Origin of the sequence: Microcoleus sp. K5-D4 (assembly GCF_036704575.1) — a bacterium.
GTDB lineage: Bacteria > Cyanobacteriota > Cyanobacteriia > Cyanobacteriales > Microcoleaceae > Microcoleus.
Genome location: NZ_JAUBSD010000066.1, coordinates 1 through 17,818, shown reverse-complemented (window position 1 = coordinate 17,818; position 17,818 = coordinate 1). Strand labels below are relative to the sequence as shown.

Annotated in this window: 13 protein-coding genes and 2 pseudogenes; 8 read left to right on the top strand and 7 right to left on the bottom strand. The window is 46.6% G+C overall.

Going from position 1 to position 17,818, the window contains the following annotated elements:
* Positions 1–106: 106 nt before the first annotated feature.
* Positions 107–1,399 (top strand): CAP domain-containing protein, encoded by a 1,293-nt coding sequence (locus QUA77_RS19545; protein WP_333451930.1) that lies wholly within the window; start codon positions 107–109, stop codon positions 1,397–1,399.
* 108 nt (positions 1,400–1,507) lie between these two features.
* The gene (locus QUA77_RS19540) at positions 1,508–1,684 is read left to right on the top strand and encodes a hypothetical protein (protein WP_333042211.1); all 177 of its coding nucleotides are present in this window, start codon (positions 1,508–1,510) and stop codon (positions 1,682–1,684) included.
* A gap of 10 nt (positions 1,685–1,694) precedes the next feature.
* On the opposite strand, the gene QUA77_RS19535 is transcribed toward QUA77_RS19540, so the two are convergent.
* Complete coding sequence (locus QUA77_RS19535; RefSeq protein ID WP_333042209.1) at positions 1,695–3,416, bottom strand: bifunctional diguanylate cyclase/phosphodiesterase; 1,722 nt, start codon at positions 3,414–3,416, stop codon at positions 1,695–1,697.
* A 360-nt stretch (positions 3,417–3,776) separates the two neighbouring features.
* On the opposite strand from QUA77_RS19535, the gene QUA77_RS19530 reads away from it, so the two are divergent.
* The gene (locus QUA77_RS19530; protein WP_333042207.1) at positions 3,777–4,304 is read left to right on the top strand and encodes an adenylate kinase; all 528 of its coding nucleotides are present in this window, start codon (positions 3,777–3,779) and stop codon (positions 4,302–4,304) included.
* A 99-nt stretch (positions 4,305–4,403) separates the two neighbouring features.
* Here the strand turns inward: QUA77_RS19530 and murQ are convergent, their stop codons facing one another.
* Positions 4,404–5,318 carry an N-acetylmuramic acid 6-phosphate etherase gene (gene murQ / locus QUA77_RS19525; protein ID WP_333042206.1) on the bottom strand — a complete coding sequence of 305 codons (915 nt, stop codon included), beginning with the start codon at positions 5,316–5,318 and terminating at the stop codon, positions 4,404–4,406.
* A 226-nt stretch (positions 5,319–5,544) separates the two neighbouring features.
* Entirely contained in the window at positions 5,545–5,919 is a 375-nt protein-coding gene (locus QUA77_RS19520) for a DUF3110 domain-containing protein (RefSeq protein ID WP_333042205.1), read from the bottom strand.
* Between the two features lie 454 nt (positions 5,920–6,373).
* Here QUA77_RS19520 and QUA77_RS19515 point away from each other — a divergent pair, with 454 nt between their 5' ends.
* From QUA77_RS19515 to QUA77_RS19505, 3 genes are all read left to right on the top strand, one after another.
* Entirely contained in the window at positions 6,374–13,054 is a 6,681-nt protein-coding gene (locus QUA77_RS19515; protein ID WP_333451926.1) for a translocation/assembly module TamB domain-containing protein, read from the top strand.
* Positions 13,055–13,172: 118 nt separating this feature from the next.
* Positions 13,173–13,538, top strand: coding sequence for a hypothetical protein (locus QUA77_RS19510; RefSeq protein ID WP_333185839.1), 366 nt, complete (start codon positions 13,173–13,175; stop codon positions 13,536–13,538).
* Positions 13,539–13,663: 125 nt separating this feature from the next.
* Positions 13,664–14,626, top strand: coding sequence for an Rpn family recombination-promoting nuclease/putative transposase (locus QUA77_RS19505; RefSeq protein ID WP_333451924.1), 963 nt, complete (start codon positions 13,664–13,666; stop codon positions 14,624–14,626).
* 71 nt (positions 14,627–14,697) lie between these two features.
* On the opposite strand, the gene QUA77_RS19500 is transcribed toward QUA77_RS19505, so the two are convergent.
* Positions 14,698–15,093: a DUF2243 domain-containing protein gene (locus QUA77_RS19500; protein ID WP_333451954.1), complete on the bottom strand. Its 396-nt coding sequence runs from the start codon at positions 15,091–15,093 to the stop codon at positions 14,698–14,700.
* Between QUA77_RS19500 and QUA77_RS19495 the strand changes: the two genes are divergently transcribed.
* Positions 15,064–15,336, top strand: a complete 273-nt coding sequence (locus QUA77_RS19495; protein WP_333451956.1) for a hypothetical protein — start codon at positions 15,064–15,066, stop codon at positions 15,334–15,336. The two genes, QUA77_RS19500 and QUA77_RS19495, sit on opposite strands and share 30 nt — an antisense overlap.
* Positions 15,337–15,452: 116 nt before the next feature.
* Here QUA77_RS19495 and QUA77_RS19490 read toward each other — a convergent pair whose 3' ends face one another.
* Both QUA77_RS19490 and QUA77_RS19485 read right to left on the bottom strand, forming a co-directional pair.
* Positions 15,453–15,728 carry a type II toxin-antitoxin system PemK/MazF family toxin gene (locus tag QUA77_RS19490; protein WP_333451922.1) on the bottom strand — a complete coding sequence of 92 codons (276 nt, stop codon included), beginning with the start codon at positions 15,726–15,728 and terminating at the stop codon, positions 15,453–15,455.
* Positions 15,722–15,970 carry a hypothetical protein gene (locus QUA77_RS19485; RefSeq protein WP_333451920.1) on the bottom strand — a complete coding sequence of 83 codons (249 nt, stop codon included), beginning with the start codon at positions 15,968–15,970 and terminating at the stop codon, positions 15,722–15,724. The genes QUA77_RS19490 and QUA77_RS19485 overlap by 7 nt, the downstream gene beginning before the upstream one ends.
* Positions 15,971–16,123: 153 nt before the next feature.
* Between QUA77_RS19485 and QUA77_RS19480 the strand changes: the two are divergent.
* Positions 16,124–17,617 (top strand): annotated as a pseudogene (locus QUA77_RS19480) (IS5 family transposase).
* An 87-nt stretch (positions 17,618–17,704) separates the two neighbouring features.
* Here QUA77_RS19480 and QUA77_RS19475 read toward each other — a convergent pair.
* Positions 17,705–17,818: pseudogene (locus tag QUA77_RS19475) on the bottom strand (IS5/IS1182 family transposase); the annotation flags it as partial.

The following is a 17,818-nucleotide window of genomic DNA, read 5'->3' as shown; positions in this document are numbered from 1 at the left end:
CAAAATTATTGAATTGTACCTAGCCAGCTAGCGATCGGGGAAACTATCGTTAAGACGGTAAGCCATCTACCAGAAAAACCAAGTCTTAAAACTGTTGATCATCCCCATGCTTGAACAACTACCAAATTCCGCTTCTGAGTCTTTGAACATTTTAACAGGAGAGCCACCCGCCTCTCAAGTAGCACCAAGCCCAACCAATCAAAACTTTATTAATAGAGTTTTAGAACTTACCAACACCGAACGCAGCAAATTAGGTTTGTCCCCGCTAACCTTAAATACTCAGTTACTAAATGCGGCGGAAAATCACAGCCAAAACATGGCACTGCAAGACTTCTTTTCGCATACCGGAAAAGATGGTTCGTCATTAGGAAGTAGGATTTCTGCAACGGGCTATCAATTCTCAGCGGCCGCAGAAAACATTGCTGCGGGTTCTTCTACACCCGAACAAGTTGTATCATCTTGGATGAACAGCAGCGGCCACCGGGCTAACATTCTTAACCCGAATCTCAAAGAAATTGGCATCGGTTACTATTTCTTAGCCGACGATACGGGCACAGAAAATTGGAATCACTATTGGACGCAAGTTTTTGCGACTTCTCTTGACGGTAGTGTCAATCCCGCACCGACACCGACACCGACACCCACACCAACTCCCACACCAACTCCCAACACATCGGTATCGATTACTTCGCCAATACCCAACGCTATAGGGGACGGCAGCCCGACACAAGCACCCAAAAATACAGCCAGCGACGGCAATTATTTCCTATCAGATAGTGCCGATACTCAAATACCGACAAATGCTGCGGGATTGCCAATTTTTGCCCTTTCCGGGAAAGACAATATCACCGGGGGAGAAGGTGTTGATAGCATTAATGGAATGCAAGGTGCGGATACAATTAATGGCGCAGGCGGCAATGACAGCTTATCGGGCGGCAAAGAGTCGGATTCAATTGAGGGCGGTGTTGGCAATGATTTTATCAGCGGCAATAACGATAACGATCGACTAATCGGATCTGACGGTAACAATACTATTCGCGGCGGCAAAGAAGATGATGTCTTGGTTGGCGGTAACAGCGACGATGTGTTGGCGGGCGATCGCGGGCAAGATATGCTGACCGGCGGCGGCGGAAATGATACGTTTATCCTAGCAGGAGGTTTGTCTGCTGCGGCTACTTTAATTAGTGCGGATGTAATTGTCGATTTTGGGGCTGGGGATAAAATTGGTTTGACGGACGGTATTGGGTTTGCAAACTTGACTTTTGAAGCTGTGAGTTTGCAGTTGGATGGAGGGGCAAGTGTCGCTTCTACGGCGATTAAGTCGGGGAACAATTATTTGGGCATCGTGCAAGGTGTAAGTGAAAGTCAGCTTACATCTTCTGTTTTTGTCAACGCCTAAAAAACAGCATACCCAGATTCCCGACTTCTTGGAGAAGTCAGGAATCTAAAAACGAGAGCGCTTTACGTTTAACTTTGAGAGAATAATCGGGGTGGCTGTTTTGAGAGATTGGTTTTTATACAGTCGTGGACGGAAAAACACGGCGCTACGATCGCCTTCAACTCAACCACAGGCATGGGTACTGAGTTTACGATCGCATTACCGGTGAAAGCCAACTTAATCCCGTCAAGTCAGAGCTTTTTGCAAGCTTCCGTCATACCCTTTGGGTTGACGGCGAGTTCTTGACTGGTTCAGCTTAAAAGTGGGTGGCAAGAGCGATAGATGCTGCATCAGACTGAAGCGAGTCCTTTAGCAGTTTGGTGATTGTATCAGCGTTAGCAGGGCGACTGAAGTAAAACCCTTGACCTTCATCGCAGCCTCGCGCTTGCAGGTAGTCACGCTGCTCCTTGGTTTCAATGCCTTCTGCGGTGATGGTTAACCGCAGACTTTTTGCCAGAGCAATGATGGCATCAGTAATGGTGGCGCTGTCCGGGTTAGACAGTATATCGTTGACAAAGGATCGATCGATCTTGAGCATATTAACCGGAAACCGTTGCAGGTAGTTGAGGGAAGAATAACCTGTGCCAAAGTCGTCTAGGGCGAGGGACACGCCAAGTTCTCGCAGTTGCGTTAAGGTTTTGACCGATCGCTCAATGTCAGTCATCAATGCACTTTCAGTCACTTCCAGTTCTAAATACGCCGCTTCTAGTTCGGTTTCTGCCAAAATTTGGCGAACCATCTCAACCAGATTCGCCTGCTCAAATTGTCGAGCCGACAGATTCACCGAAATCCGCAGGGCTGGCAGCCCTGCCAGTTGCCAGCGACGGTTTTGAGCGCAAGCCGTTCGCAAGATCCATTCACCAATGGGGACGATCTCGCCATTGGCTTCGGCGATCGGAATAAATTTTGCCGGAGAGACCAAACCTTCTGTAGAATGCTGCCAGCGAACCAGCGCCTCCGTTGCTGTCACCCGTCCGCCGTGCAAGTCGATCAGCGGTTGATAGTAAACCAGTAGTTCGTTACGATCCAGCGCTCCGCGCAGGCTATTTTCTAGGGCCAGTCGCTCCTGTAACTGAACGTTCATTTCGGGTGAATAAAACTGATAGTGACTCCGCCCTTGCTGCTTTGCCTGATGAAGTGCGAAGTGAGCTTGCTGAAGAAGTTGCTCTGGAGAATTGGTATTTTCTAAATGGTTCAATGTAATGCCAAGACTGGCGGTGAGGTGGATCGGTTGACCCTCTACAGAGAAAGGTTTTGCTAGCGTACTCAGTAGCAGTTGGGATAGCTTGACCACACTCTCCAGCGAGTGGAATTCGCTGCGAGCGATCGCAAATTCACCGTCGCTCAAACGCGCCAAGACATCTGACCCATCCATGCACTGTACCACCCGTTGGGAAACGGCTCTAATTAGTAAGTCGCATATCCCAGGCTCCAACGCATGGCGCATCCCTGTGAAATCGTCGATACCCAATACCAGCACTGCGACCAAGGGTGAGTGATTTTGAGATCGGGTTTGATTCAGGCGATCGCAGAATAAGTCACGATTTGGCAATCCAGTCAGTTCATCGTAGTGGGTAATGTAATGAATCAATTCATCTAGTTTGTAAAGCGTTTGTGAGGAATTTGCCATCAGCGTACCGACTTCATCAGTAAACTCTGTGGGTAAGTTCGGCAATGTTCTTGTATCGAGGTAGTTTTGTAGAGCCTCCGAGGTTAAGATTACCGGAACCAGGAGGTAGCGTAGCGTAGAAAGCGTTGCTGCCGTACCTGCTAATGTCGCCAGCAGAGCAATCAGCAGAACCCGGACTGATGTCTCTACAGAGTAAGCGTTTGAGGTAAGAAACCAGACCATTAAGGTTAGCAAAGGAACGTGCGTGCCTAAAAATGCAACCACCATAATTTTGGCAGTGTAGCTTTTTTTCAGCCAGGGGAGATGCGCCAAGGATGAGTATAGGTTAAGGTTAGGCTTTGGTTGCATATGACTCGGTTTGAGAATTTAAAGTGGGTAGAGTATCCAGCAGTCTCGTACTAGGTGCGTTCGCTTCAGAAACGGCTTTTTTAACTAAGGAGCGATCGCCTTAGATTTGACCGATATTTTACAAATCGCTCGACAATACCAGACCGCGATCGCTTGTGTGATAAAATATCCAAGCGATCGCCAAATAACAAATATATATACTGACCCTAATCGCATTTCTAAAAAACGTCAATGATCCACGTCAAAAATCACCGAAATTGACTTTTTTGAAAGCTACAAATTCGCTCTACCTTCAGCTTTGAGTCCGCTACTGATAACTAATAACTAATGACTAATAACTAAATTACTAAAAGGGTAACTATGAAAAAAGTAGCGGTGTTTGGCAACGCTGGAGGTGGTAAATCAACTCTCAGCAAGAGATTATCGGAAATCACTGGTTTGCCACTTTACCCCTTGGATAAAATTCAATATCAATCTGGGGGCGCTGAGGTTCCCAATGAAGAATATAAGCAGACCCATGAGAAAATTTTGGCGACTGACCGATGGATTATTGACGGGTTTGGTTGCATGGAAACCCTATGGCTTCGACTCAACGAGGCAGATACTCTGGTTTTTGTCGATCTGCCCCTATACGTGCATTTCTGGTGGGTGACTAAACGGCTGATTACAGGTAAGTTTATACCGCCAGAAGGCTGGCCCCAAAAGAGTCCTATCTTGAAGAGTTCAATTAATAGTTACCGTGTTCTTTGGTTGTGTCACAAGTATTTGACTCCCAGATATCGCGAGTATGTCGATCGCGCTCAAAATACCAAAAGTGTTTATCACATCAGGTCCACTGAAGAGATTTCACAATTTTTTGAATCGATGGTGCAAAAGACTAATCACTAATGACTTGGGAATAGGGAATGGGGAATGGGGCATGGGGCACGATCGGCGAAAGGCATTGTGCTAACAAATCACCTCTCACTAATCACTAATGACTGATGACTACTGACTAATTGATGCTACAGCCGATCGCAAATTCCCTTGAAACTCGCCCAGAATTCGATCGCACTCTTCCTTCTCCAAATTAGTCCAGTGCATCATCAAAGCTAATTTAACAGACTTGCCACTTTTTTCGAGCAAAAAACCCGCCTCCTCCCGGCTTAAATCAGTCAAATCCTGCAACATCCGCACAGCCCGATCGCGCAATTTCTTATTAGTCACCGCCACATCAACCATCCGATTGCCGTAAACCTTCCCCAGCTTCACCATTACCCCAGTCGAAATGATATTTAAAGCCATTTTTGTTACTGTACCCGCTTTCAAGCGCGTCGAACCAGCCACTACCTCCGGGCCAACCAACAACCGAATATCAACATCAGCCTCAAAATTCACTTGTTCGACGGGTACGCAGGCCATAAACACAGTTTTCGCCCCCCGCTGGCGCGCCGCCTGCAAAGCGCCCGCGACAAACGGCGTCGTACCTCCAGCCGTAATCCCGACAACCACATCTAAGTTGGTAATGTGACGGTGGGCGATCGCCTCAGCCCCATCTTCAGCCCGATCCTCCAAATCCTCCGAACTCCGCACCAAAGCCCCCGCACCCCCGGCAATTATGCCCTGTACGAGTTCTGGCGGCGTGCAGAAGGTGGGGGGACACTCGGCCGCATCCAGCACCCCCAAACGCCCGGAAGTACCCGCACCGACATAAAACAGGCGACCTCCTTGACGCAGAGACTCGGCTGCAATGTCGATCGCTTGGGCTAACTGTTCGCGGGCACGGGCGATCGCGCTTAAGGTTTGGGCGTCTTCCCGGTTGAACAAGTCCACTAATTCGATCGAACTGAGTTGGTCTAAATTCTCGCTGTTGGTATTCACCTGTTCAGTCAGCAGATGGCCCCGTTCTTCCAAATTCTTCATTTTTTCTCAGTTGTTAATTGTCAGTTGTCGGTCTTCAAGCGAAGTCAAGAGACATACAGACTCACAGGTTCAGCCTGCAAGCCTGTATCTACAAATGAAGCCCTTGATTGAGTACGCTGGAAGAGATGAAATTTATCCTTCTTCCCTCTTCCTTCTTCACATCGAGCCTCGAATCTCAATATCCATCCGTTAGCTCCGCTACAGAATCCGTTCCCGAACCTTCCTTTTACAAAAGTCCTTCGAGTCGGCGGCGAATAGAATCCAGTTCGTTTTGGGAAACCTCAGAATCCAGATCGAGATCCGGCTCCGGCTCCGGCTGCCACTGAGTTTGTGTTACATTGTTTTCTGGCGGAATCTCCAGCGCCCCCGCAGGTATGAGTTCCCAATCATAATCAACACTGTTGCAGAACTCCTTAATTTCCTCCTCGTCGATCGCCTCGACAGTGGGCTCGGGGAAATCCTGAGCTTCCAACATCACGCCAAAGCGGGTGGCGTCGTCTTCTGACTCAAACATCAGAACTTTATTGCGATCGCCGAGTTGAATGGTATGAATTCCCTCATTCTCGGTGCGGGCATTGAAGAGTAAGACGAACACTCGCATAAGTTTTAAAGACCTTCTTAACCACCGTTTTTTTATCTTAGAAGCGATCGGGCAACCGATTTTAAATTTTATATTTTAGATTTTAGATTGACCAGCGATCCTGCACTGGCGGGATCGAAAGGAATAGGGGCATTTGGACGACTTGGTTTGATATTTGAGATTTTAGATTGACCGCCGATCCTGCACAGCGGGGGAAACCTAGAGGATTTGGGGGAGTTGGAGGACTTGGTTTTAGGTGATCTTGCGTGTTTTGATTAAGTTCGGTAAAGGTTTCTGGAGTCTACCCTGGAGTGGGGGCGTGCCTTCGACCTTCGCTGCGCCCGATCGGCACTTCCGACCTAAATTCTGAGTCTACCAAAGGCAGAAGCCACGCTGGCGAATCACAGAAATTATACCTGTCTAAAATCGGCTGATTCCCTTAATTCCTGAATTCTCTGATTTCTGAGAAACACCCATGACTAACTCCGACGATAACAAAAATCAACTCGCACCCCGTCCCCACCGCCGCTGGTGGCGTCTGCTGCTGCTTAGCGGTACGGGATTGGGTATTCTCGCCTTGGTTGCGGCGGCGGTAGGATACCAGTGGGTGCGGGAAAAGTTAGCTCCTTTGGTGGAAACTGAAGTCAGTCAGTTGCTGAAGCGGCCCGTGCAACTCGGACGTTTGGAGGGATTTTCTCCCACAAGTTTGCGGTTTGGCAGATCGACTTTACCTGCAACTCCTACCGATCCGGATTACGCTTCTACAGAAGCAGTTAAAGTAAAGTTTTCGGTTTTGCAACTGCTGTTCACCCGCAATCTCAAATTAGAGATTACCTTAGTTAAAGCCAGCGCTTATATCGAACAGGATGCTAAAGGCCGCTGGGTTAATCTTCCAAGGGCGGAGCGGAAATCTCCGGGTTTATTTAAAACTGAAGTTGAAGCAATTCGAGCTGAAAATACCGCCGCAGTTTTGGTGCCGCGTCCCGCAGTCGGACAGACAACTTCGGCTCCTATTTCTGTCAATCTGAAAAATGGCAGTGCTCTATTTCGCGACCAAAACCAGCGCGTTCTCTACGAAGTAAACGGTCAGTTTACTAACAGCGATAATTTTATACTTAAAGCTGATTCTATGTTACCTGCAGCTCAAACTAACCTGCAGTTGCAAGGTCAAAATTTGCCTTTGCCCGACCTCGCTCGCTTGCTAAGGCTTTCTAGCATTTCTTTACAAAAAGGTCTTGCTAATGGCAATTTGACCGTGCAAGTGCGAGAAAATAAAGTGTCGGGAATTACCGGAGCGGCTAGTTTTGGAGGAGTGCAAGCGAGTATTTCTCCCTTGAAACAAATCATACAAAATAGCAGCGGTCAGTTGCGGTTTCAGGGAACTAATGTGATTGTCGATAGTCTGGCGGCTAATTACGGTCTAATTCCGCTGAGAATAGCAGGAACAGTTGCAACTGGAACTAATTTTAATTTGGAGAACTCTAGCTTCAATCTGACAACTAGCGTGCAACCAGTGGCTTTTGCAAGTGTTGTCAGTGCGGTGGAGACAGAGTTAGGGCAGAAAGTAGTATTACCCGTTGCTGTTGCGGGGGAGGTGAAGGCGGATGTCAAGCTAACTGGAACCGTCGATCAACCGGTGGTGACAGGTGCGATCGCCTCGACAAAACCCGCTACGGTCGATCGACTGCAATTAAATAATATTAGCACTAATTTCAAATTGGAACGCGGGAAAATAGCTAAAACCCCAACTCCCAATTCTCAAGCTTCTATTCCCCCGTTTTCCTCTTTAGCATTGACTTTGAGCGATATTTTGGTAGTGCCGGCGGCGGGTGGTAAAATTGGTGGCAAAGGTCAAGTTGATATTGCTTTAAAAAGTAGCAATTATCCATCTGGTTTGGTGTTTGACTTGCAAGCTGAAAACTTGCCTGCAGATAATCTCGCCCAAATTTACGCTCTCCCAATTCCTGCTACTGTTACAATTGGCAGTGTCTCCGCAAAAGCTCAAATTTTCGGTCCGTTAGACAACATTCAAGCTAGAGTTCAATGGCAAGCACCGCAAGGAACTTTTCCCGCGGCGGGCGAAATTCGAGCCGCAAGGAATTCGGCAGATTTGCAAAATACGGTTGTGAAAATTGGCGACGCTTCTGTTAACGTGGATGCTGCGCTAAAAGACCGTCAGTGGCAAGCTATCATCGAGGGCGATCGAGTTGCCCTCAACAGTTTGCAGCAAGTTCTGCCAGACCTTAATTTGCCTCCTGAACTTGCCGGTTTGTTCAGCGGAACTGCCGAAGCTGCGGGAACTCTGGACGATTTGAGTTTAAATGCGATCGCTGCGACGGGCAAAGGAACGCTGAATATTGCTGACAGTATTGTTGATGTTAATGGCGAACTAGAATCGGGCCGCTGGCAAGTTTTTGGCAACACTGAAAAAGTTGCCGTCAATCAATTGATTGATATTGGGTTGCCGTTATTAACACGGGAAACGCCAGCCAATCGGGAGAATCTAGAAGCTAAAATCCCAAATCTTAAAACGTTAAACGGACAGCTAGCAGGTAAATTTCAAGCTGCGGGAAATGTTGACGATTTGACTGCTGGCGGAATCAATTTGAGTAGCAACGGTAGGCTCTATTTTGCCGACAGCAATGTCAATTTACAAGGAGAATTGGTAGCGGGAAACTGGCAAGCAACAGCAGAAACCGATCGCACTTCCATCAGCCGCTTGGTAGATTTGACACTGCCGATTTTAGATGTGGCTTCAGCATTCAATCCCGAAAATCAGCAATCGGCTAATCTCAACAATCTAAAATCCAAAATCCAAAATCTAAAATCGATTGACGGACTGCTATCGAGTCAAATTACAGCATCGGGAAGTCTTGACAATTTGACTGCTAGCAGCATCAATGCCAGCGGCAGCGGCAGACTCAATCTTGCCGGCAGCAATGTTAATTTAAAAGGAGAATTGGTAGCGGGAAACTGGCAAGCAACAGCAGAAACCGATCGCACTTCGATCAGCCGTCTGGTAAATTTAGGATTGCCCCTGTTAGATGTTGGCTTAGCTTTCGCTGCTGACAATCCCCAAACAGTCGCCAATATCAACAATCTAAAATCCAAAATCCAAAATCTCCAATCGCTTGACGGACAAATATCGAATCAAATTCAAGCCAGCGGCAATCTTGATAATTCAACCGCCGCCGATATTTCTGTCAACAGCAGCGGCCAACTCAATATTGCCGACGGTACTGTTGCTTTTAGAGGTAAATTAGAAGACAGACGCTGGCAAGCTTTCGCCGATGCCGATCGAGTTATTCTCAGTCGCTTAGAACAAACAGTTCGCAATCTCCAACTGTTTCCGCTGACGGCGACTTTGCCTAAAGGATTTGACGGCAGAGTTAACGGCGAATTCCAAGCAGCCGGAAGTTTGGATAACTTGACAGCCAAGGGAATTAGTGGTAGCGGAGAGGGAGTGATTTTGGTCGATCAACTAGGGGCGATCGATACTACGGCTAAATTAGAAAACGGCAACTTGCAAGCATTGCTGGAAACGAACGGAATTGCCGTCAGTAATTTAGAACAAACCCTGAAACAAACAGGTTTGCTGACAGCGGATTTACCGCCAGAAATTAACGGAACCCTCGACGGCCAAGTCCGCATTTTGGGAACAGTAGATAATCTAACCGCCAACGGCATCACCGCCAATGGGGACGGACAAATTCGACTCGCCAACGGCGGAGGAATTGTCAATGCTAAAGGCAGCGCCGCATCGGGGAATTGGCGCGCGTCTATCGAGGGCGAGCAAATTGCTCTAAGTCGCTTCCAGCAAGCCTTTGAGTCGCAGCGCCAAAGCTTGCAAACCGGAGGTGGAGTCTCTGGTTCCCAAAATCTCCCCCAGCTTGTAGGACTGTTTAACGGCAATATCAATTTATCCGGCCCGATTGGGGCGGGCACGGGGGCACCGCCCCTACAAAATGTTCGCGCCGGCGGCAGTTTCCGCATCTCGGAATTGCCGTTTTTGAAACAACCTTTTGAGGCAGTATTTAATTGGGACGGCAAACGGGTGGAAATTGAGAACGCCAGAACTCCCGGTTTGACAGCAAACGGTTTTGTTAACGTCGAACTCGGAGGTAAAGGAGGGCCCTCAATTTCCAACTTAGATTTGGATGTCAAACTCGCCAACTTTAACCTGGAAGCCTTACCAGCAGAACAACTAGGATTTTTGTCTGCAATTGGGGACAAAAATTCCTCACAGCAAAACCCACCCCTGCGCGGCAATGTCGATTTTACCGGCAGCCTCACCGGAACCCTCGCCGCCCTCAGCTTAGTTGGCGACGTGGAAGTGCGGGATTTAGCAGTAAATCAAATCGCTTTTGACCCGGTACTGGCGGGGACTGTGAATGCGGATGCTGGGAAAAGTGTAGATTTGCGTTTGGCCGGCGCCAGCGACAAAATTGAAGTAGCTTTAAATCAATCTTTTCTGCCGACATCTTTCTTAATTCAACGCGGGGAATCCGTGGCTAGGGGCCAAACCGAGGGAGAAACTTTGCGAGTTAATTTAAGCGATTTTCCCCTCGCTGCTTTGAATCTATCACCCGGTAAAGAGGTCGGTTTGGGGCCGATAACCGGTACGGTTTCGGGACAAGTAAATGTGCCCGGTTGGAAGATGCCGTTAAATCCGGCGACTTTGCAAGCAAGCGGACAAATTGCGATCGCCCAACCGGCGATCGGCTACATTAAAGGTGACAGTTTCCAAGCCGAATTCAGCTACGCTAACGGCAGCGCAACTCTTACAAATGGCATATTCCGCCAAGGCAGCGGTCAATACTTAATTTCCGGCAATGTTCAAACAGGCGCAAACCCTCAATTTGCCGGGAAAGTTAACGTCCAGCAAGGCAATTTGCAGCAGGTTTTAGCCGCTTTGCAATATTTCAATTTAGGCGACTTGGCGAGAGGCCTAAAACCTCCTGTTTACGGTGACAGCGGCGACGTGCAAACTGTAGCAGTAGGAGAACCCGAAGCCCCGCTAATTGTACAGTTGCGCCGCTTGGCAGAAATTGAAACTATTTTGCAGCAGCAGCAAGCAGTTAAATCATCAGAAAAATTGCCTCCCTTATCTCAATTGCAAGGCACTTTTGGCGCGGAAATTGCTGTCGCCGGTTCTTTGCAAACGGGCGTGCAAGCTCAATTTAACGTGAAAGGCGATAACTGGCAGTGGGGAAGATATGTCGCTGAAAATTTCAGCATTGAAGGCAGTTTTCAGGACGGGATTTTAACTGTTTTGCCTTTGGAAATTCGATCGGGAAAAAGTGCGATCGGCTTTTCGGGACAACTCGGGCAAAAAGCTCAATCCGGGCAGTTGCGGGTAGAAAATGTCCCCGTGGAAGAGTTGGCAAAACTGGTGGAATTGCCTTTTGTGGATGTCACGGGAAATTTGAATTTGCGGGCGAATTTGGCCGGCAGTTTGGAAAACCCGCAAGCCACCGGGGAATTGAGTTTGCTTGAGGGTACGCTAAACGGAGAACCGATTAAGCAAGCCGACGGCAGTTTCAGTTACAGCAATGCCCGCCTGAATTTTGGCGGCAGCGCTTTGGTAACTCAAACCGAACCGATTGAAGTGCAGGGAAGTTTGCCTTTTGAGTTGCCGTTTGCCGCCGTGAAAGCTGATAGCAATCAAATTGATGTGAGGGCGAATTTGCAAAATGAAGGTTTGGCAATTATTAATGTATTGACTCCGCAAGTGGCGTGGGTCAGCGGCCAGGGACAGGTGCAAATTCGCGTGGGAGGAACGCTGCAAGACCCTATAGCGCAAGGAATTGCGAATTTTGAAAATGCAACTGTCCGGGCGAACGCCTTCCCAGAACCGCTGACAGGGCTAACTGGGACGGTGCGCTTTGAGGGCGATCGTATTCGGGTAGAGGGAATTCGTGGACAGTTGAGTCAGGGGCAAGTTGTGGCCGCTGGCGTGATTCCGCTGTCTGTGCCCTTCGCGGAGGGCGATGTCGATGCGGATAATCCCCTGGCTGTGAATCTCGACAAGTTGGCAGTGAACCTCAGAGGATTGTACAGCGGTGGCGTTGTTGGTCAAGTGCAGGCAAGGGGCACGGCTAGGCGCCCGCAGTTGAGCGGTAATATTGAACTGTACAACGGTGAAGTATTTCTCCGGAGTCCCGGCGGCGGCACAACTGAGTTAGCTTCTTCCTCTTCTGCTTCCGATTCTCCTTCTACATCTTCGGCTTCCCCTGCGACTGACGTTTCTGCTTCCCCTACAACTGAGGTTTCTCCTTCTCCTGCGACTCCGACTTCCCCTTCCTTTGAAGTTGGATTGAACGATTTGCGGCTGAATTTGGGTCGGGGAATTCGGGTCACAAGTGCGCCGATATTAAGTTTTCAGGCGACTGGGGGCTTGACGGTGAATGGAACTTTAGATGACCTTCGCCCGGAGGGTACGATTCGGTTGACTTCCGGGTCGGTGAATTTGTTTACGACAGAGTTTAGACTCGATCGAGGATACTCACAGACTGCGATCTTTGTACCAACACAAGGACTCGATCCGACGCTGGATGTGAGATTAGCAACTTCGGTGCAGGAAGTAACGCGGTTCCGCACTCCCGGCACATCTGTAGCCTCTGAAATCGCAGACGAACCGACAAGTTTCGGCAATGTGCGGAGTGTCCGAATTCAAGCGTTAGTGCAGGGAAGAGCTTCTCAGTTGGCGGAAAGTCTGGAGTTGAGGAGTTCTCCGAGTCGATCGGAAACAGAGATTGTAGCGCTGTTGGGCGGCAGTTTCGTGCAGACTTTGGGACAGGGAGACAGTACGCTGGCGATCGCAAATTTAGCCGGTGCGGGTTTATTGAACAACCTTCAATCTGCGATTACTAACGCCACAGGATTGAGCGAATTTCGCTTATTTCCCACTCGCATTAGAGGCAACGAAGCACAAACAGCTAGTTCCAGTTCGGGTGCGGGTTCTCTCGGTTTAGGTTTAGAAGTTGGGTTTGACATCACGCGCAATATTTCAGCCTCAATAATTCGAGTTTTGTCAGCAAATCAACCGACTGAATTTACTGTGCGTTATCGATTGAGCGATAAAATTTTACTCAGAAGTTCGAGTAATTTTCAAGGAGACAACCGCGTCACTGCTGAATATGAATTGAGGTTTTAGGCATCAGCCCAAAGCCAACAGCCAACAATTACCACTTTTTCAGTAATTTGCTATAATAGTTAATAGCAGCAAATTGGTGCTGCTAACCCCGCACACAAGGTTATAGGAGTTAAGTCAAATGGCAAACAAACTCCAAGTTAATACACAGTCGATCGGCTACGGCGACTTGTACTGGAACCGCTTTAGTCCGAGAGTTGCGACTATCAGCAGTGTCCGCAACGCCAATCATTGGGACGGCGGATTTATCACTTATATTGCATTTCCCACAAAAGTAGAAGCTACAGCAGCAATGAAATATTTGCTCTTGCATCAAAAAGCTGCTGATGTCGATATGCGGAAAGCCAAGCGAATGAAAGCAAAAGGCATTCGGTGGGAACTCAAAATTCGGGGTTTAGCTTTTAATGAAGTGCTGAAGCTAGCGACGATGGATATAACTGGAAAGCTAGTTATGTCGCCTGCAACTACTACTGAAGCAACAGGCTGATAATTGAAAAACTTTGTAGTTGCGCTAAGGGTGGTAAAGCGCAACTACCAACCTAAAAATCCCTAAGATATTGCGTTTTCCTTCTTCCTTCTTCCCTTTTCCCTCTTCCCTCTTCCTTCTATAATATGCGTTTCATCAGCCCCAAAACAGACTTTGCATTCAAAAAAATATTCGCTTCTTCCGAACATCCAGAAATTCTCATCAGCTTCCTAAATGCAATGCTGTATAACGGAGAACCAACTATCCAAGAATTAGAAATAATTCACCCTTATTCAGCAGGAAGCGTTACAGGATTGAAAGACACTTACCTGGATGTCAAAGCCAAGATTACCGGTAACAAAACCGTGATTGTGGAAATGCAGGTACTCAACGTCGCCGCCTTTGAAAAACGGGTAGTATATAATGCAGCCAAAACCTATTCTACTCAACTCAAAGCCGGAGAAGGTTATTTAAAGTTAAATCCGGTCATTGCTTTAACCATCACCGACTTTATCTTATTTGAAAATACTACCAAACTAATTTCTAACTTTGAATTCACAGAAACAGAAGAGAAATTCGTTTATCCCAACTGCGAGTTAAAATTAGTGTTTGTCGAGTTACCCAAATTCAAAAAAGAATTGAATGAACTCGAAACTCTGCCGGAAAAATGGATTTATTTTATGAAGAATGCGCCCTCTTTGGAAGCAGTACCAGAGACATTGGGGTCTATTGAAGAGATTAATACCGCGCTGGGAATTGCCAACCGAGCAAATTTGACCCTAGACGAATTGAACGATGTAGACAAGCGAGAAATGTTTATCCAAGACCAAATCGGGTCTGTGATGAAAGGGATAGAAATTGGTCTACAACAGGGGATTGAACAGGGAATACAACAAGGAATCGAACAAGGAATCGAAAGGGGGAAAATTGAGGGGGAAATAGGATTAATTATGCGTCTACTGGTGCGGCGGGTGGGTGAGGTAACACTGGAAGTTCAAACTCGCATCCAAGGGTTATCTGCGGAACAGTTAGATGATTTGGGAGAGGCTTTGTTGGATTTTAGGAGTCCAGAGGATTTGATTGCGTGGTTGGAGTCGGCGGCGGGATGAACTGATGAGTTAAAAAGAGAGTCGGGGATTTGTAACGCGGATTTGGTAAAATTCCCAATCTCTGCATTCATTTAAACTTTAGTATCTGCGGGAACTTCACTCTGTACCAGCATCCAACCTAACAACGCTAAAATAAGACCGAAAGCGAGAAATCCTAAATCCCAAGCTAACTCGTTGATACCGGGTTTGACGTGGTGGATTCCCAAAATTTGATGGTCAACAATGCCTTCAACAAAGTCAAACAATCCAGCACCAATTAATATGGAACCGAAAAAAGTTTGAGTTGACAAAGGAACATCTTTGCGCTTCACAGCACGCCACAAACAGAAGATGCCCGCCACTGTTACCAACCAATCCGCAGCGTGAAACAGTCCATCTCCAAGGGTATTTAATTCTAAACCGGCAACGGTAGTATCGGTTTTAACGCTGCTAAACATATGGTGCCACTGGAGGAGTTGGTGCAGCACAATGCCGTCAAAAAAGCCGGATTGACCGATACCGAGGAGAATTCCTGCGATAATGAGAGGTCGGCGGTTGTTAGCTGCGGTGGTTGGTGGGTTTGTGCGATCGTCCAATGGAAAACCTCAGATTATTTAACTGCTGAGCCTGGGCCTGTGAAGGGATTTGCCAGTACATTTTTTAGTTTTGCTGGGGAGGAGGGGCGATCGCATCATCCGCGAGAGAGATTTCTGGATACTCTTGATGCTTAATGCCAACTACAAATCTAGTTTATAATTTGATTAACTATTCATCAACAGTCATATTCTCAAACAAAATAGGTTGAATTCGCCTCAAAACTTCCTAAATTATATCTGATCGACATTCACTAAGAAAACTTGCCTGCCTTGCGCGATAATCTTGCATAACGGAGTTGATCCGTCATAATTACACCTGTTATCGCTTCACCTTCTGGAATGGGAACATAAAACGGATTTTTGCGTTGTGTGTTGCTGATGGGACAGACGAACACAAACCCCATTTTTCGGTTAAATTTAGTTTGACTCACAACCAGTGCAGGCCTAGTCCCCATTTGTTCGTGTCCTGATTGAGGGTCAAAATTGAGGCGAATAAAATGACCTCGTTCGGGGATATAGTTTACCAAACTTCCTCTCCTTCTGGTTTTCCCCAAGAGACTTCTTCGCTAGATTCTATTTCGCCTGCCAATAATTCATCTAGGGTATACTTTGGTATTTTATTATTTACAGGCTCTATGACCAGTTTCCCATTTTCTATGCTGCAAATTACTGAATATTCGGCTTTAAGGTTGAGAAACTTTACTATGTAGTCGGGTATTGGCAAAGCCAAGGAATTACCTAATTTGCTGATGTGTATTTTGGCTTTCATACATTTGCGAGGTTAACACTCAGGTTTATTTAGGGCTTGTTGAATATATCGATCGCACTTGACATGGCGAAAGGTTTCGATCGCGCGATCGAGAGTTTAGTGCAAGATAAACAGGTAGAATAGGTCAAAACCCGTGCATCACAACCTGCGAGCGTGTACAAGAAAGCTGAGCTTGCTCTCCTCCCAGCCTTAGAGTTTGAACTAGCCAACGGCTCTAAATTGTCAGCGGACAACCGTTGGGTAAAAATGGCCCAAATAATCCCGTGGTCAGAATTTGAAGCAGAATATGCTAAAAACTTCCCCACAGAAAAAGGGGCACCCGCCAAATCCTTTCGGATGGCATTGGGAGCATTAATTATTAAAGAAAAATTAGGAATTAGCGATCGAGAAACAGTAGAGCAGATCCGCGAAAACCCCTATCTACAATACTTCATCGGTCAATCAAGCTACAGCAATGAACTTGCATTTGACCCATCACTCTTAGTACACTTTCGGCAACGAATCAGTCCCAACCTAATTAATCAAGTCAACGAACGCATGGTCGAAAAAATGCGAGAAATCAAGCCAGTCAAACCCGAAAAAAAAAAGGATTCGGACGACAAAAATGAGTCACCCAATCGGGGCAAACTCATCATAGATGCTCCCTCGGCCCCTGCCGACATTAGTTATCCGACCGACTTAGGACTATTAAACAGAGCTAGAGTTCATACAGAAAAAATCATAGACATACTGTATAAACAAATTAAAGAAAAAACCCATAAAAAACCTATAACCTACCGTAATAAGGCCAGAAAAGACTACTTAGCAGTAGCCAAACAAAGACGACCCACCAAAAACAAAAAAAGACAAGCAATCAAAAAACAACTCCAATATATCAAAAGAAATTTAGCTCATATTGAACAGCTAATAGAGTTAGGTGCGAGCCTAGAAGGTCTGACTAAAAAGCAATATAAAACCTTGCTAGTCCTCACAGAAGTCACTCGCCAACAACAGTGGTTACTTGACAACAATAAACAGAGTATTGAGGATAGAATAGTAAGTTTAAGTCAACCCCATATTCGCCCCATAGTCAGAGGAAAAGCCGGGAAAAGCGTAGAGTTTGGAGCTAAACTATCAGCCAGTTGCTTTGAAGGATATGTATTTTTAGACCGGATGAGCTGGGATAACTTTAACGAATCAGGGGACTTGAAAGCCCAAGTAGAAGCCTATCATAGGTTCACAGGACATTATCCAGAATCCGTTCATGCAGATCGCATTTACCGTACAAGATCAAACCGAGCTTGGTGTAAAGAAAAAGGAATTAGACTCAGTGGCCCGCCCCTAGGAAGACCAAGAGCAAATGTGAGTAAATCAAAAAAGAAGCAAGCGAAAGAAGACGAAAGAATTAGAAATGCAATTGAGGGGAAGTTTGGGCAAGGAAAACGAAGATTCGGTCTCAATCGAATAATGGCAAAACTTGATAATACATCTGCTACAGTTATTGCAATTACTTTTTTGGTCATGAACCTTACTACCTGGTGGCGCCGGGTTTTTTGTGTGTTTTTATGTCTATTTGGAAAAAGAACACCTATTTTTGGGTAGAAGATAATTTACAATTATAACTGGGTAGAATCAATGCCGAAACAACTTATCTTTAATCGAGCTTGAATAGATCGATCACTCCTGTTCTTAGTTTGCGATCGATTATTCAGCAAGCCCTATTTATTCTAACACAATAGACCTCTTGCGAAAGTCTCAGGCGATATCTAATTTAGTCTTTAAAGAAAGTTCATAATTATAAATACCAGCGATCAAATTAAATCTTAATCCGAAGCGCCTTCTTCGATTCCGATATCTGGATGAAAGTAT

Bases quoted from the DNA above. Each gene is read 5' to 3' on its own strand.
- QUA77_RS19545 (WP_333451930.1), top strand. From the start codon at position 107: ATGCTTGAACAACTACCAAATTCCGCTTCTGAGTCTTTGAACATTTTA.
- QUA77_RS19535 (WP_333042209.1), bottom strand. From the start codon at position 3,416: ATGCAACCAAAGCCTAACCTTAACCTATACTCATCCTTGGCGCATCTC.
- QUA77_RS19530 (WP_333042207.1), top strand. From the start codon at position 3,777: ATGAAAAAAGTAGCGGTGTTTGGCAACGCTGGAGGTGGTAAATCAACT.
- murQ (WP_333042206.1), bottom strand. From the start codon at position 5,318: ATGAAGAATTTGGAAGAACGGGGCCATCTGCTGACTGAACAGGTGAAT.
- QUA77_RS19520 (WP_333042205.1), bottom strand. From the start codon at position 5,919: ATGCGAGTGTTCGTCTTACTCTTCAATGCCCGCACCGAGAATGAGGGA.
- QUA77_RS19515 (WP_333451926.1), top strand. From the start codon at position 6,374: ATGACTAACTCCGACGATAACAAAAATCAACTCGCACCCCGTCCCCAC.
- QUA77_RS19510 (WP_333185839.1), top strand. From the start codon at position 13,173: ATGGCAAACAAACTCCAAGTTAATACACAGTCGATCGGCTACGGCGAC.
- QUA77_RS19505 (WP_333451924.1), top strand. From the start codon at position 13,664: ATGCGTTTCATCAGCCCCAAAACAGACTTTGCATTCAAAAAAATATTC.
- QUA77_RS19495 (WP_333451956.1), top strand. From the start codon at position 15,064: ATGGTGCCACTGGAGGAGTTGGTGCAGCACAATGCCGTCAAAAAAGCC.
- QUA77_RS19485 (WP_333451920.1), bottom strand. From the start codon at position 15,970: ATGAAAGCCAAAATACACATCAGCAAATTAGGTAATTCCTTGGCTTTG.